The 15350-nt window shown below is 67.6% G+C and carries 13 protein-coding genes; all 13 read left to right on the top strand.

Going from position 1 to position 15350, the window contains the following annotated elements; all coding sequences use genetic code 11:
- Positions 1-67 precede the first annotated feature (67 nt).
- The 13 genes from ACTJKT_RS00445 (at position 68) to ACTJKT_RS00385 (ending at position 15346) form a co-directional block, all read left to right on the top strand.
- Positions 68-841, top strand: coding sequence for a sugar transferase (locus ACTJKT_RS00445; protein WP_106699030.1), 774 nt, complete (start codon positions 68-70; stop codon positions 839-841).
- A gap of 1 nt (position 842) precedes the next feature.
- Entirely contained in the window at positions 843-1487 is a 645-nt protein-coding gene (locus tag ACTJKT_RS00440; protein ID WP_440785728.1) for a CpsD/CapB family tyrosine-protein kinase, read from the top strand.
- Between the two features lie 22 nt (positions 1488-1509).
- Positions 1510-2523: a polysaccharide biosynthesis/export family protein gene (locus tag ACTJKT_RS00435; RefSeq protein WP_440785727.1), complete on the top strand. Its 1014-nt coding sequence runs from the start codon at positions 1510-1512 to the stop codon at positions 2521-2523.
- 11 nt (positions 2524-2534) lie between these two features.
- Positions 2535-4103, top strand: coding sequence for a GumC family protein (locus ACTJKT_RS00430; RefSeq protein WP_440785726.1), 1569 nt, complete (start codon positions 2535-2537; stop codon positions 4101-4103).
- Positions 4076-5191, top strand: coding sequence for a glycosyltransferase family 4 protein (locus ACTJKT_RS00425; RefSeq protein WP_440785725.1), 1116 nt, complete (start codon positions 4076-4078; stop codon positions 5189-5191). Before ACTJKT_RS00430 ends, ACTJKT_RS00425 begins: the two co-directional genes overlap by 28 nt.
- A complete protein-coding gene (locus ACTJKT_RS00420) occupies positions 5188-6546 on the top strand; it encodes an O-antigen ligase family protein (protein ID WP_440785724.1) in 1359 nt (452 codons plus the stop codon). Before ACTJKT_RS00425 ends, ACTJKT_RS00420 begins: the two co-directional genes overlap by 4 nt.
- A gap of 642 nt (positions 6547-7188) precedes the next feature.
- Complete coding sequence (locus tag ACTJKT_RS00415; protein ID WP_440785723.1) at positions 7189-8154, top strand: glycosyltransferase family 2 protein; 966 nt, start codon at positions 7189-7191, stop codon at positions 8152-8154.
- On the top strand, positions 8147-9283 hold the full coding sequence (locus ACTJKT_RS00410) for a glycosyltransferase (protein ID WP_440785722.1): 1137 nt from the start codon (positions 8147-8149) through the stop codon (positions 9281-9283). The genes ACTJKT_RS00415 and ACTJKT_RS00410 overlap by 8 nt, the downstream gene beginning before the upstream one ends.
- A gap of 1 nt (position 9284) precedes the next feature.
- On the top strand, positions 9285-10283 hold the full coding sequence (locus ACTJKT_RS00405; RefSeq protein WP_440785721.1) for a polysaccharide deacetylase family protein: 999 nt from the start codon (positions 9285-9287) through the stop codon (positions 10281-10283).
- The gene (locus tag ACTJKT_RS00400; RefSeq protein ID WP_440785720.1) at positions 10280-11590 is read left to right on the top strand and encodes a lipopolysaccharide biosynthesis protein; all 1311 of its coding nucleotides are present in this window, start codon (positions 10280-10282) and stop codon (positions 11588-11590) included. Before ACTJKT_RS00405 ends, ACTJKT_RS00400 begins: the two co-directional genes overlap by 4 nt.
- Positions 11584-13518, top strand: coding sequence for a hypothetical protein (locus ACTJKT_RS00395; protein ID WP_440785719.1), 1935 nt, complete (start codon positions 11584-11586; stop codon positions 13516-13518). The genes ACTJKT_RS00400 and ACTJKT_RS00395 overlap by 7 nt, the downstream gene beginning before the upstream one ends.
- A complete protein-coding gene (locus ACTJKT_RS00390) occupies positions 13515-14219 on the top strand; it encodes an N-acetyltransferase family protein (RefSeq protein WP_440785718.1) in 705 nt (234 codons plus the stop codon). Before ACTJKT_RS00395 ends, ACTJKT_RS00390 begins: the two co-directional genes overlap by 4 nt.
- Entirely contained in the window at positions 14216-15346 is a 1131-nt protein-coding gene (locus ACTJKT_RS00385; protein WP_440785717.1) for a GNAT family N-acetyltransferase, read from the top strand. Before ACTJKT_RS00390 ends, ACTJKT_RS00385 begins: the two co-directional genes overlap by 4 nt.
- Positions 15347-15350: the final 4 nt, after the last annotated feature.

The following is a 15350-nucleotide window of genomic DNA, read 5'->3' as shown; positions in this document are numbered from 1 at the left end:
ACCGAGCTGCACCGGCGAACCCGCTCGCCGCTTCTACCCACTGCCAATGGAAATACCCCCGATGGACATGGAAAGACCATTCTCATCGCCCGTGCCTTCTGTTCCCGAGGAGCCTGCGCCGGCTGCCGGCCCCGTCCATATCGACCGGCGCAACGACCCGTTCCGGCGCAAGGTCGAGGCCGCCGTCGAGCTGCAACGCCGTGGCTGGCTGACCGGTCGCCGCGGCGGCTGCCCCTGGACCCTGTCCCTGAGCAAGCGCCTGACTTCGACCCTGCTGGCCGCGCTGATCCTGCTGCTGATCGCGCCGCTGCTGCTGGCGATCGCCCTGCTGATCAAGCTGACCAGCCCCGGCCCGGTGTTTTTCGTGCAGCTGCGCACCGGCTTTCGTGGCCGGCGTTTCGGCATGTACAAGTTCCGCACCATGGTGGTCAACGCCGAGTCCCTGAAGGACTCGGTGCGCCACCTGAACAAGCACGGCCCGGACTCGGTGGACTTCAAGATCGACCGCGACCCGCGGATCACCGGGATCGGCGGTTTCCTGCGACGCACCAGCCTCGACGAGCTGCCGAACCTGATCAATGTGCTGCTCGGCCAGATGCGCATCGTCGGCCCGCGGCCGACCTCGTTCCACGCCCAGACCTACAAGGAACACCACCTCGGCCGCCTGAGCATCTACCCCGGCATCACCGGCCTGTGGCAGGTGTCCGGGCGCAGCGATGTGGACTTCGACGGCCGGGTGACCCTGGACATGACCTACATCTTTCAGCAGAGCCCCTGGCTGGACCTGAAGATCCTGCTCAAAACCCCTCTCAAAGTCCTCAACGGCCACGGAGCAAGTTGAAATGGCGGCTGCAACCTTTGCCAGTCTGGAGATCCAGACCCCCACCGAAAGCAACCTGGCCGTGACCGTACTCGACCAGCAGCTGCGGGTGATCCTGCTCACCGCGCCGAACGGCAACAGCGGCGTGACCACCAGCAGCCTGACCCTGGCCAACGAGCTGGCGCGCACCAGCCGCGGACGGGTGCTGCTGCTGGACACCAGCCTCGCCGACAACAGCCTGACCCAGCGCCTGGGCCTGGAACAGAACCCGGGCTTCCTCGATCTGGTGCTGGCCGAGCAGCCGCCGAGCCTGGCGTCCTGCATCGAGCACCCCGGTGCCCCGGGCTTCGACTTCCTGCCCCTGGGGCGTCGCCAGCAGTACAGCGAACGCCTGACCAGCCAGCCGCTGCGGGAACTCTTCGCTGCGCTGAACGAGGTGTACCGCTTCGTGATCGTCGACGGCGACCCGGTGTACAGCAACGGCGACCTCCTCACCCTGAGTACCCAGGTCGATGGCGTGGTGCTGGTGGTGCGCAGCGAGGAAACCCGCTGGGAAGTGGCCCAGGCCGCCGCGCAACGGCTGGTCCAGGCCGAGGCGAAGCTGATCGGCAGCGTGTTCAACGCGCGCAAGTACTACATGCCCAAATGGGTCTACGACCGTCTCTGACCGGCACAAGGAAAGTCTGCACATGAAACCTCAAGCGCTCCCCCTTTGCCTGTTGCTGGCCGCCCTCGCCGGCTGCGCCAGCCCCGACGTCGAGGAAATGCCGGTGCATGTCCTCAGCGCCGAAGCCGGCCAGGGCCAGATGACCGAAGTGCTGCCGGTGGAGCAGGTCCTGCGTCCCCAGGACGTGCTGGACGTGATCTTCCACATCGGCAGCACCAGCCAGACCCGCTATAGGGTGCAGCCGGGCGACCAGGTCGACGTCTCGTTCCTGACTGCCGCCGAGCTGGGCGGCAACAAGCTGGTGTTGCCCGACGGCAGCATCGAGATGCCCTACGTCGGCAACGTGCAGGTCGCCGGGCTGACCGCCGAAGAGGCGCGCCGGACCCTGGAAAGCGCCTACTCGCGGGTACTGAAAAAACCCCAGGTGACCTTTTCGATTTCCCACGCCATGGCCCAGCTGGATAACCTGCGCACCAGCCTGACCAACCCGGCCACCGGCCTGAGCCGCGAGATCACCGTCGGCTCCGACGGGCGCGCCAGCTTCCCGTTGCTCGGCGCCATGTCCCTGCAGGGCATGACCCTCAGCCAGCTGCAGAAGACCCTCAACCAGCGCTACGCCAAGGAAGTCAGTCAGGTCAGCGCCGATGTGCTGCTCAAGTCGACGGCGGCCAACGAAGTCTTCGTGCTCGGGGAAGTCGGCCAGCCCGGCGCCTACCCGATCCGCCGCCCGGTGTCGGTGCTCGAGGCCCTGACCCTGGCCAAGGGCGCCGGCCCCACCGCGCGCCTGGACTCGGTGGTGATCATGCGCCGCACCGGCAACCAGGTGCAGGCCCGCACCTACGACGTCGCCGCCGCCCTGGACCGCAACGCCGCGCAGTTCGCCTACCTGCAGCCGGACGACCTGCTCTACGTGCCCAAGACCCGCCTGGCCAAGGCCGGCGCGTTCAGCAAGCAACTGGCCGACATCATCATGTTCCAGGGTGTCGGCTTCAGCTTCGGCTACCGCGTCGACAACAAAGAATCGGACAACAATTGAGCCTTCCCGCGATGAACAGAATCGAAAACTACCTGCACGAGTTCCTCCTCGTGTTCTTCGTCAATCGCCGGCTGATCAAACGTGTGTTCCTCGGCTTCGCCGTGATCGCCCTGCTGTTGCCGCTGGTGCTGCGCCAGAGCTACGAGATCACCGCCGAAGTCATAGTGCAGTCGAAAAAGCTGTCGCAGAGCGACGCCAACACCGTGCTCACCCCGGACAGCGACAAGTTCATCCCGCCGTCCCTGGCGGACATGGAAACCGAGAGCAACATCCTGCGTTCGCCGACGCTTATCCGCGAAACCATCGGCCAGTTGCGCGACACCGGCGAGTTCGGCGACGGCGAGGGCCTGCTCGCCCGATTGATCTTCAATCCGCTGCGCGATCATGTGACCACCCCGCTGCGCGCCGCCCTGGGCCTGAAGATCGAACCGGTGCGCGACACCGCCCTCGACGCCATGACCAACCAGGCGGTCAAGGACCTGAAGATCGCCACCCTGCCCGGTTCCAATGTGATCTCAGTGGTCTACGCCAGCGCCGACCCGACCCAGGGCACGCGCTTCGTCGAGCGCCTACTGGCCAACTACCTGAAGAACCGCCAGGACCTGCAATCCAACGAGCTGCCGCAGACCTTCTTCGAGCAGAAGAAAGTCCAGTACCAGGAGCGCCTGGATGACCTCGAAGGCTTGCGCCAGGCCCTGCTGGAAGCGGCCCACGCCTCCGATCCCAAGGAAGAGATCACCTTCCGCCTGAACGCCATCAACACCGAAGAGCAGTCGCTCAACGGCTACCGTGACCAGGCCCTGGAGAACCAGCGCCGCCTGGACTACCTGCAAAACAACCTGAAGGCCGCGCGCAAAGGCAGCCTGACCGACTACACCTTCCCCTTCGCTTTCGCCAACACCGTGGACAACGTGGCCTACGAGGACCGCGAGATCAAACAGCTGGGCGAACAGCTGACCAACCTGGTGAGCCAGTACGGCACCACCTCCGACACCTACCGGGCCGACAGCGTGCCTATGCAACAGCAGCGCGAGCAGATCGTCCGCGCCCGCGCGCAGTTCCTCAAGGTCGTGGAAAACCGCGTCCGCGAGCGCACCAGCGACCTGCAGATCACCAACTCGGTGATCGCCCAGAAGACCGCGCGGATCAACCAATACAAGACCCGCGTGCGCGACCTGCAGGAAGTGCTGAGCAAGCTGCGCCAGCTCGACACCGAGATCGACGCCCTGCACAAGGCCTTCTTCACCTACACCCAGCGCTACGAAGAAAGCCGCGGCGAACGCCTGATCAATGGCGAGCTGTCCAACGCCCGGGTGCTCAGCCAGCCTTATGAACCCAGCGAGGCGGCCTTCCCCAAACCCATGCTGATCATCCCCCTGGGCCTGCTCACCGGCCTGCTGCTGGCGATTGCCCTGGGCTACGTCTACGAGTTCTTCGATCACCGCTTCAAACATCCGGCCCAGGTCGGCGACCACCTGAACCTGCCGGTGCTGATGGTGCTCGACGCGGTGCAGGTGCCGGTGGTCAACCCCTACCCGCGCTGGACCTGGCAATGGCTCTGGCACTGGGCCAAGCAGTGAACCGCACGGAAAGCGAGATGCTCATGGCCGACCTGCCGATTGTCCATGTGATCCACAGCGGCGGCTTCTATGGTGCCGAACGCATGCTGCTGGACCATTGCCGGGGCATGTCCGGGCAGCATCGGGTGCTGTTTATCGACGCGCCGCCGGCCCTGCTCGAACGTTTTCGCGCGGGCGGCGTCGAGTGTCACAGCTGCAGCGGGCTGCGGGCGATGCTCAGGCATCTGGGCCCGCAACCGGTGCTGCTCAATGCGCACAATTTCAAGGCCCAGCTGTTTGCCCTGCTCTGTGCCTGGCACCTGGGCCTGCCGCTGGTCTGGACCCAGCACGGGTTCACCCCGCGCAGCGCCAAGCAGAAGTTCTACACCTGGCTCAGCCTGCGCCTGTGCCGCCGGCGCACGGTGCGGCGGGTGGCCTGCGTGGCGCAGAGCATCGCCCGCTTGCATCGCCAGGCCGGGGTCGAGACGGACAAGTTGCAGGTGATCCCCAACGGCTTGCCCGAACAGTGCATCCCCGACCAGAACCTGCGCGACCCGAAGGCGCCGCTGGTGGGTTTTGTCGGCCGCCTGAGCCAGGAAAAAGGCCCGGACCTGTTTCTCGACGCGCTGATCCCGCTGTGCCAGCAACGCCCAGCGCTGAAGGTGGTGCTGCTCGGCGACGGGCCCTTGAGCGAGATGCTGCGCCAGCGCATCCAGGACGCCGGCCTGGCGTTGCAGATCCTGATGCCGGGCTACCAGAACAACATGAGCAAATGGATGCACCGCCTCAGCGTGCTGGTGCTCAGCTCGCGCACCGAAGGCACGCCGATGATCCTGCTCGAAGCCATGCAGGCCGGCACGCCGATCGCCGCCTTCGCCGTCGGCGGCATTCCCGATGTGATCGAACACAGCGTCAACGGCCTGCTCGCCCAGCCGCTGGACAGCGCCGAACTGGCCGGGCATATCGCCGAGCTGCTGGACGACCCCGACCTGGGCGAACGCCTGAGCCTGGCGGCGCGCCAGCGGCAACGCTGTAACTATCACCTGCCGCGCCTGGCCCTGCGCTGGCAAGCCCTGTACCGCGCGGCCCAGGAGGCCTGGAACCGATGATCGCCTCCCTTTCCCTGGGCGCCCTGCTGGGGCTGGCCTGCCTGCTGCTGCTCGCCAGCCCCTGGCCCTACCTGGCGCCGCTGGTGGTGGTCGGCATGTTCGGCCTGGCGCTGCTGTACCGCCGTACCGGCTGGGGCCTGCTGGGCATCTGCGCGCTGGTGCCGTTCGAAGGCCTGTTCAAGGACAGCTCTTTTTCCGCGGCCAAGCTGCTGGGGGCCTCGCTGATCCTGATCCTGCTGTTCAAGCTGCTGATGCGCCAGATCGGCGAGACGCGCCTGCGCAGCAATCTGTGGCGGGCGCTGCTGCCGTTCCTGCTGTGCCTGCTGCTGAGCCTGATGTACAGCGAGAACCTGGGCGTGTCCCTGGGCAGCCTGCGGGAACTGGCGGTGGGCCTGGTGCTGTTTTTCGTGACCCTGCTGATCGGCCGCGAGGTCAACCTGCTGATGCTCTGCCGCCTGCTGGCGCTGAGCGTGGCCGCCACCTGCGTGATCGCCCTGTTCTCAGCCAAGTACCAGGTCGGCGGCCGGGCCATCGGCCTGCTGCAGGACGCCAACTACTTCGCCCTGCTGATCGCCATGGCGGTGCCGCCGGCGATCCTCCTGGCCCTGCGCGAGCGGCACTGGCCGCTGCGGCTGTTCTGGGCCGGGGTGACCCTGACCCTGATGGCCGGCATGACCAAGACCGACTCGCGCTCCGGGTTGCTGGTGGTGCTGTTCACCATCGCCATCGGCGCCTGGCACTACCGCCATCGGCTGCAACGGCTGCGGCCCAAGCACCTGGGGTTCGTCATGTTCGCCGTGGCGATTGTCGTGCCCCTGGGCATCGCCGCGCTGCCGGCGGACTATGTGGCGCGGATCCAGTCCCTGAGCCTGCTCAAGTCCGGCTCCCACTCCGCCGACACCTCCCTGGGCCGACGCACCTCCTACCTGGTGGTCGGCGGGCAGATGATCCGCGAGAACCCCTTGCTCGGCTCGGGCCTGGGCACCTTCCCGATCCATTACGCGCAGACCGGCTTTGCCAGCGGCTTCTCGGAAAACATGAACGAGCCGGACCTCTACCGGCGCGCCCACAACACATACCTGGAGCTGTTCAGCGAACTGGGGATTCCCGGCGGCCTGAGCTTCGTCGCCCTGTTGCTGATGGGCCTGCGCAACTTCGAACGGGCGCGGATCGCCTGGCTGCACAAAAGCCAGCAGGACCAGGCCGACATCGCCACCCACCTGGGCCTGAGCCTGCTGGCCCTGGCGGTGTTCCTGCTGTTTCTCAGCGCGCCGAACCACAAATACCTGTGGATCTTCCTGGCCCTGTCCAGCGTCCTGCGCCGCCAGGCCGAAACGCCGGAGAGCCAATCATGAAACGGATCCCTGTAGCCGCTGGCGTAGCCTGCGATCGAGCGCGCCGCGCTCGCCAAACCTGCCAGCGCGCTTATCCAGGCAGATCGCGGACTCAGGCTTTGCGGTTGCTGCGCAACCGATCGCAGCCTCGCAGGCTCGGCAGCGGCTACACAGACAACGCAGCCCCTGTAGCCGCTGGCGCAGCCTGCGATCGAGTGCGCAGCGCTTGCAAAACCAGCCAGCGCGCTTATCCAGGCAGATCGCGGATTCAGGCTTTGCGGTTGCTGCGCAACCGATCGCAGCCTCGCGGGCTCGGCAGCGGCTACACAGGCAACGCAATCCCTGTAGCCGCTGCCGCAGGCTGCGATCGAGCGCGCAGCGCTCGCAAAACCAGCCGGCGCGCTTATCCAGGCAGGTCGCGGACTCAGGCTTTGCGGTTGCTGCGCAACCGATCGCAGCCTCGCGGGCTCGACAGCGGCTACATAGACAACGCAATCCCTGTAGCCGCTGCCGCAGGCTGCGATCGAGCGCGCAGCGCTCGCCAAACCTGCCAGCGCGCTTATCCAGGCAGATCGCGAACTCAGGCTTTGCGGTTGCTGCGCAACCGATCGCAGCCTCGCGGGCTCGGCAGCGGCTACAGGTCAGGAACAAGGAAAGCCGAGCATGAAACGGATCAGCGTGATAGTGCCGATGTTCAACGAGGCGCGGCATATCCTGCGCACCCTGGACAGCGTCAGCAGCGCCGCCGCGGTGGCGGGGCTGGAATGCGAGCTGATCGTGGTCGACAACGGCTCGCGCGACAACGGCCCGCAACTGGCCATGGACCAGGGCGCGCGGGTGCTGCATTACCCCGGGCTGTCCATCGGCGCCCTGCGCAATCGTGGCGCGGCCTGTGCGACCGGCGACTGGCTGGCCTTCCTCGATGCCGACATCGAGGTGCCGCTGAACTGGCTGCTGCTGTGGAAATCCGCCGAGGCCAGCCAGCGCGCCGATGTCTTCGCCCTGGACTGCGACGCCCCGCGCAGCGCGCCCTGGTTCGCCCGCGCCTGGCAGCGCCGCAGCCTGTCCGGCAACCAGCAGGAACGCCTGCTGCAATGGCTGCCCACCCCCAACCTGTGCATGGCCCGGGTCTGGTTCAACCGCATCGACGGTTTCGACGAGGCGCTGCGCACCGGCGAAGACAAGGATTTCGGCCTGCGCCTGAACCGCGCCGGCGCCCGCCAGCTGAGCCTGGCCACGCCTGTGGTGCAGCACTGGGGTTTCGAGGGCAGCTGGCGCGAATGGAGCGGCAAGGAGTTCTGGCGCCAGAGCAGCCATATGCAGTTGCTGCGCAATGGCGGGCTGAGCCTGCGCCTGTTGCGCTTCCCCCTGCTGTGCCTGGCCACCGCCCTGCTCAGCCTGCTGGCCCTGCTCTGCCTGCTCGGCGGGCAGTGGACGGCGGCGCTGCTGGCCCTGCTCGGCAGCGCCCTGGCGCCCCTGGGCCTGGCCCTGCGCCAGAGCTACCGGCACCGCGACCCGCTGTTTTTCCTGCAACTCTGGCTGCTGCACTGGCTGCGCCTGCACCTGGGCGCCGGCGCCCTGCTGCAGGGCCTTTTCAACCGTACTGCCGTGAGGCCCGATCGTGGCTAAGACACTCTTCTGGTTATGCCTGCTGTTGCCGGTCTACGCCTGGGTCGGTTACCCGCTGATCCTGGCGCTGATCAGCCTGTTTATCCGCAAGCCCCGGGTCGAAGCGGGGCCGCCCTTGTCGGTCAGCGTGATCATTGCCGCACACAATGAAAACCAACACATCGAGCACAAGCTGCGCACCCTGCTGGCCCAGGACTACCCGGCCAGCGACCTGCAGATCATCCTCGCCAGCGACGGCTCGACCGACGCCACCGTGGCCACCGCCCTGGCGATCCACGACCAGCGGGTGCTGGTCCTCGACCTGCCGCGAGTAGGCAAGGCCGGAGCGCTGAACGCCGCGGTGGAACTGGCGCGCAACGAGATCCTGGTGTTCACCGACGCCGACAACCAATGGTCCGGCGACACCCTCGGCAAGCTGCTCGCACCCTTCGCCGACCCGGATGTCGGGGCCTGCGGCGGGCATATGATCATCCCCAACCCCGGCCACGCCCTGAGCCTGGGCGACAGCCTGTACCGGCACTACGAAGCCTGGCTGCGCGAGGCGGAAAATCGCACCGGCTGCATGGTCTCGGCCGACGGCGCGTTGCTGGCCCTGCGCCGCGAACTGTTCGAACGGGTTCCGGCCGAGGTCAACGATGACTTCTTTATCAGCACCTGCGCACCAGTCGCGGGCAAACGCATTGTCTACGTCGAGGAGGCCCAGGTGCTGGACCAGGGCGTGGACGAAGTCGGCAAGCAATACCGCCGGCGCCTGCGGGTCACGGTCGGCGGCCTGCAAAGCCTGGCCCAGCGCCGGGGCCTGATGAACCCCTGGCGCCACGGCTTCTACGCGATAGCGCTGATCAGCCACAAACTGATCCGCCGCCTGGCGCCGGTGCTGCTGATCCCGCTGCTGCTCAGCAATCTGTGGCTGTGGAATGCCGGGGCCTTCTACAGCCTGTTCCTGATCGCCCAGCTGTGCGGATATGGCGCCGGCATGCTCGGCCTGCTCGATCAGCGCGGGCGCTTGCCCAAAGCCTTTCGCCTGGCCGGTTTCGTCCTGGTGACCCTGGCCGGCATGAGCATGGGCCTCTGGCAATTTCTCCGCGGGCAGCGCTACAGCCTGTGGAACCCGCAGCAGAACCGCTGACATGACCCTCAAACAACACTTCAAGCGCCTGGCCGGCACCCTCTATCTCAATAGCTTCGGGCGCACGCGCCTGAGCGAGGCCGGCGTGGTGCTGATGCTGCACCGGGTGCTGGCGGACGAAGGCGCGGCGAATTTGCCCCATCGCGGGCCGCTGTGTGTCGGCCGCCACAGTTTCGAGCACCTGCTGCGCTGGCTGCGCCGGCATTTCGATTGCGTGCCTCTGGAGCACCTGCTGCTGTACCCCGGCGGCGATCGCCCGCGGGTGGCCCTGACCTTCGACGACGGCTGGCGCGACAACGCCGAGCAGGCCTATCCGCTGCTGGAACGCCATGAAGTGCCGGCGAGCATCTTCCTATCCACCGACTTTATTGGCACCGGCAAGGCGTTCTGGTGGGAAGCCATAGGCGAGACCCTGTGGCACCAGCCGCAGAGCATCGCCGGCCGGCAATTGCAGGAGCAGTTGCGGGTGCTGGGCCTGGTGCTGCCGGCCAGCCTCAGGCAACCCGGCAGCGACGAGGCCCGCAGCCGTGACCTGGGGCTGTTGCTGCAACGCCTGAAAACCCTGGCCCCGGACAGCCTGCAGTTGCTGGCCGACAGTTGCCCGCGGGACGCCGCGCCCCACAGCCTGGACTGGCGCCAGGTCAAGCGCCTGGAACGTTCCGGGCTGGTGCGCTTCGGGCCACATGGCGCCAGCCACGGCATCCTCACCCAACTCGATAGCGCCGCCCTGAAGGACGATCTGGCGCGCTCCCACGCCTGCGTGCAGCACCATTGCGCCTCGCCGCTGCCGATCTATTGCTACCCCAATGGCGACCATGATCCGGCCGTGCGCCAGGCGGTCGCCGACCTTGGTTACTGCTATGCCCTGGGCACCGCCCCGGGGCTGATCGAGCCATCGCGCAACGAGCCCCTGGCCCTGCCGCGCATCGACGTCAGCCAGGCCAGCGCCCGCTGCCCGTCGCTGTTGGCCTGGCGCCTGTTGAAAGGGGCGCGGGCATGAAGCGCAACGGCTATGTCTGGCATCTGCTGCTGAGCATGGGCACGCGGCTGGCGATGATCGCCATTCGCCTGCTGCGCAACGTGCTGCTGGCGCGCCTGCTGGGCCCGGCGGATCGCGGCCTGTTCGCCCTGCTCAGCGCCCTGCCCGACCTGATCGCCGCCCTCACCAGCGGCGGCCTGAACACCGCGGTGGGTTATGAAGCGGCGCGCCAGCGACCGATGGGCCTGCTGCTGACCCAGATCCTGATCTACGGCTGCCTGCTGGCCGGGACCCTGACCCTGATCGGCCTGCTGCTGATGCACAGCCTGGGCCAGGACTGGTCGATCACCGCCCAGCTCGGCCCCTTCGCCTGGCTGTTGCTGCTGGCGGTGCCGCTGACTGTGCTCAAGAGCGGCCTGCTGACCCTGCACAACGCTGACGGCCGGGTCGGTGCCTTCAATGGCCTGCGCCTGCTGGAATCCCTGGTGCCCTTGTTGCTGTTTGTCCTGCTCTGGTGGCTGTGGCGCGACCAGGCCTTGTCGGCGGCGCTGGCCGGCTGGCTCGGCGGCACCCTGCTGGTGGTGCTGGCGGGCTGGTACTGGCTGGGGCGTTATCACCGGTTGCGGCTGCGCTGGCAGCCGGGCGAGCAAGGCAAGCTGCTGCGCTACAGCGCCCAGAGCCACCCCGGCGTGCTTTCCCAGCAATTGATGCTGCGCTGCGACTACCTGTTTATCGGCGCCCTGCTCGACCCGGTCGCCCTGGGCCTGTACGCCATGGCCAGCGCTGCCGCGGAACTGCTGCTGATCATTCCCGAGGCGGTGACCACGCCGCTGATGAAGCGCCTGCTGCAACAGGGCGAAGGCATCGAGCGCCTGACCCCGCTGGCCCTGCGCATCACTGCCACTGTGATGCTTGGCGCCTGCCTGGGCATGGCGCTGGTCGGCCACTGGCTGATCGTCAGCCTGTTCGGCGCGGCCTACGGTCCGGCCTATCCGGCCCTGCTGGCGCTGCTGCCGGGGCTGTTCGGCCTGTGCTACGCGAGCATCCTGCGCCTGGACCTGCTGGGCAAGCAGCGTCCCGGCGCGCTGTCGTGGCTGCTGGGCGGCGGCGCGCTGTTGAACCTGCTGCTCAACGCGCTGCTGATCCCGAGCCTGGGCATAGTCGGCGCCGGCCTGGCCTCGTCCCTGGCCTATCTGGCGGTGAGCCTGGCGATGCTGGTGATGTACTGCCGCCTGAGCGGCGTGGCCTGGTACCGCACCCTGCTCCTGCTGCCCGAAGACCTGATGCAGTTGCGCGCGCTATTGCGCCCTCGGGAGGCGGCATGCTGAAAGCCGGTCTCTGCACGCTCCTGGCCCTGCTGAGCCTGGCCCCGGGCGCCCGGGCCGAATCCATGCAGTGGTCGAGCATCCGCGACGGCAGCCTGTACCTGCGCGCCGCACAGCCGGACCGGCTGAAGATCGGCTGGAGCCCGGCCTGGCAAAGCGACGCCAACCACGAGCAGTTATATCTGCTGCAGCCCGACGGCCAGCTGTTCAAGCAACTGGAGATCCGCGCCGACCAGGCCTATGGCGAACAGGACATCGAGCTGCCAGCGGCTGCGGGCGACTATCGCCTGCAGATTCCCGGCTACAGCTTTCGCGGGTTCACCGTCAGCCACCGCGGCAGCACGGCAGCGCAGTTCGAGCCGACCAAGGTGCATTTCAGCGCCGAAGTGCACAGCGGCGCCGAGCTGTTCTTCCGGGTCGCGGCCGGTGAGCAGGCGATACTGGCTGGCAAGTATTACGGCGGCGTCAGCGTCTTGCAGGCCAGCCGCCTGAGCGATGGCACCAAGGTCCGCCTGGAACTGAAAGAACACCCGGCCTACGGGCAATTCGACCAGGTGGCGCTGCCGCCGGCCGAGCAGGACGAGGTCTGGCGCCTGTCCCTGGGCGGCTCCGGCAAGGCGGCGTTCTGGCTGGACGGCACGGCCAATCTGTTTGCCCAGGAGGTCCAGCAACTGCACCCGCTGGACCAGCCCCGGGGCGAGGCACGCCTGCAGCTAAAACCCCAGATCCTCGGGACTACGCCGCGCCTGGGCATCGCCCTGCCCTATGCCCAGCCGCCGCAATCCACCTTCGGCCTGTTGCAGGCGATTGGCGCCCGCGCGGCCAACTTCTACAGCTTCGTCGACGTGATCGAGCAGGAGCCCGAGCGGGAAATCGGCTTTCGCCGGCTGTACCGCGAGCGCTTCGGCATCGATCGCGACATCACCCTGCTGGCCGGTACCGGGCGCCGCGCCGTGCTCGCGGCGGACGCCCAGAGCTTCGCCGGCCTCGACGCCTGGCTGGCCGACAGCGTGCAGCTGGCCGGCAACGGCCTGCACTACCTGGCCTTCGCCGACGAGCCCAACCTCAACTACCCGGACTACAGCAGCTACGCCCTGTACTTCGAGCAGATGCTGGCCCGGGCCAAGGCCAATCCCGAGGCGCGCGCAGCCGGGGTGCGGATCGCCATGCCGGCCAGTTCGCGGCTGCTCGACGGGCCGTTCCGGGTCGGCGCCGGGCAACGCCGCGGCATCGACTGGGCGCGCAAGCTGCTGGAGCGGCACGGCGAGGACATCGACGCCCTGGCCTGGCACGAATGGATGGTCCGCGACCTGCTCGCCACCCGCCGCTACCGCGACAGCGTGCGCGCCGCCGCCGAGCTGGTGGGCCTGGATGCCGCGGGACGGCCGCGCAAGGCCCTGCTGCTGAGCCAGACCAACATCTCCAGCGGCCGCGACCTCAGCCCCTACCAGCAAGACACCTATTACGCCGGCCTGTGGTGGGCCTCGGTGGTGATCAACGCCTCCGCCGACGGCCTGCTGGACATGCTCAATTGGTTCCAGGCCGCCGACGAGCCGGACTACCCCAAGGGCATGCTCGCGCAACGCAGCGCCAGCCAGTTCAACCTCAAGCCGGTGGCCGTGGCCCAGCAGTTCATTGCCCGGCACTGGCTGGCCAATGTGCAGGCCCTGGACAACCCGGCCTTCGAGGTCGACGCCCTGGCCATGAGCGAGGCCGGCCGCCACAGCCTGCTGGGGGTGAACAAGGCGTCGCGGGTGCAGGCGCTGAGCCTGGATGGCCCCGTCGGCCTGTGCCATGCGTCGCAGCTCAAGCTGAGCTTGCTCGGCCCCGACGACCAGCCTCGCGACGCGCCCCTTGAATGTCGTGATGGCCGGGTGCACTTCGAGTTGCCCGGCGAAACCCTGTTTGCCCTGACCTGGAAAGCCTTATGAGCCGATTGAGCGCATTGCTGGAAAAAATCCGCCGCAAGGGCCTGCGCGACAGCCTGCGGGTCCTGCGCGAGCGCTACTTCTATTACCACTGGGAACTGCTCAGCGTCGAACGCTCCCTGGCGCTGCCGGTGCCTTGCCCGGTCACCACGCGGCGCTGGCCCCAGGTGCCGATCGACCGCGCGCTGCTGCCGGCCTTCGACAAGTACTTCGCCGCGCAGTTGCCGGCGATCCGCGGCTTGCTGGACAAGGGTTGTCGCGGCACCGCCCACCTCGACGCCGACGGCAACGTAATGCTGATGATCTGGATCAACGAGCGCGACTACTACGACGATCAGCTGTACCGCTGCTGGATCCGCATCCCGCCGGGCTGCATCTATCAGTTCGCCGGCGAGTGCGCCCTGCCTTACCGCGGCACCGGGGTGGTGGTGCTGGCGCAGAAACTGATCTGGGAGCACTACCGCGAGCGCGGCTTCAAGGCCACCCGGGCGGTGGTCAACGTGCGCAACGAGGCGGCGCTGAAGCTGCACGTGCGCATGGGCTTTACCGAGGTCGGCGAATCGATCCACGTCTATTGCCTGCTGCGTTGCCTGCATTTCCATCGGCGCGTGCCCTATCACCAGCCGCGCCTGCTACACCTGCGCAAGCCACAGTTGTCGACGCAAGCGCAAACCTCGGTCGATTCCCGCAAGGAGCCGCTGTGACGATCCGCTTCGCCTGGCGCTCCAGCCTGCTGGACGACGGTTTTCCCGTCGCCGCCTTCGAGCAACTGCACAACGCGGTCGAACTGGCCACGCCCTTCAATCGCCTGGCCTGGCTGCGCGGCGCCGAGCAGGCGCTGGACGCCGGGCAACGCCTGCGGGTGCTGCTGGGCTGGCACGGGGAACGGCTGGTGCTGTGCCTGCCGTTGCTGCATGGCCGCGAGCGCAAGGCTGGCCTGCCGTTGCAGGTAGTGCGCCATCTGGGCTTCCCCCTCAGCGACCGCCTGGCGCTGCTGGTGGCCGAGGACGTGCTGCCGGCCATGCCCTTGGCGCTTGAGGAAATCCGCCGCGAGTTGCCCTATGCCCTGCTGCAGTTGAGCGAGCTGCAGGCGGCCGGCCCCAGCCTGGCGAGCTGGCGTGAGCACAGCTGGTACAGCGCCTGCGCGATCAGTTGCCGGGCGCCGGAACACCTGATTGTCGAGGCCGACCGCCAGGAAGCCCGGGACAAGAATCTGCGCTACGAGCTGCGCCGGGCGAAAAAACGCTGCGCCGAGATCGATGCCCGGGTGATCCGCGTCAGCCCCGATGGCGAGGGCATCGACGCGCTGCTGGACTTTATCGGCGCCGTGGAACAGGCCAGCTGGAAAGGCGCGGACGGCCTGGGGATCTTCTCCGGCGCTCGCCGCCAGCAGTGGATGCGCAGCGCCCTGCGCGGGCTGGCCGCCGACGGCTGCGTGCGCGTGGTGCTGCTCGAACACCAGGGCCGCTGCATCAGTTATCGCCTGGGGCTGCTGGAGCGCGGGCGGCTGTACGACTACAACATCGCCTTCCTGCCGGACTACGCCAGCCTCGGCAGCGGCCGGCTGCTGCTCGACGAGTGGATTCGCTGGGGCCTCGACGAAGGCTGGCAGTGGGTCGATGCCTCGCGGGTCAGCCTCAGCCGCTCCAGCCATCAACTGCATGAACGCATGAGCGGCCAGGTCGAGCACCAGCGCTGGAGCTTCTATTCGCGCCGCCCCGACGGCCTGCTGCTGGGCCTTGCCGATCGCCTCTGGCAAGCCCTCAAACCCCAGGTCAAAAACTGGCGCGAACGCCGTGCCGCCCGCCAACCAAAAGAGAGCCGACCTTGAGCGC

Source organism: Pseudomonas sp. 22526, from assembly GCF_052044735.1.
GTDB classification, from domain to species: Bacteria; Pseudomonadota; Gammaproteobacteria; order Pseudomonadales; family Pseudomonadaceae; genus Aquipseudomonas; species Aquipseudomonas piscium.
This window is presented reverse-complemented; position numbering and strand designations above follow the sequence as displayed.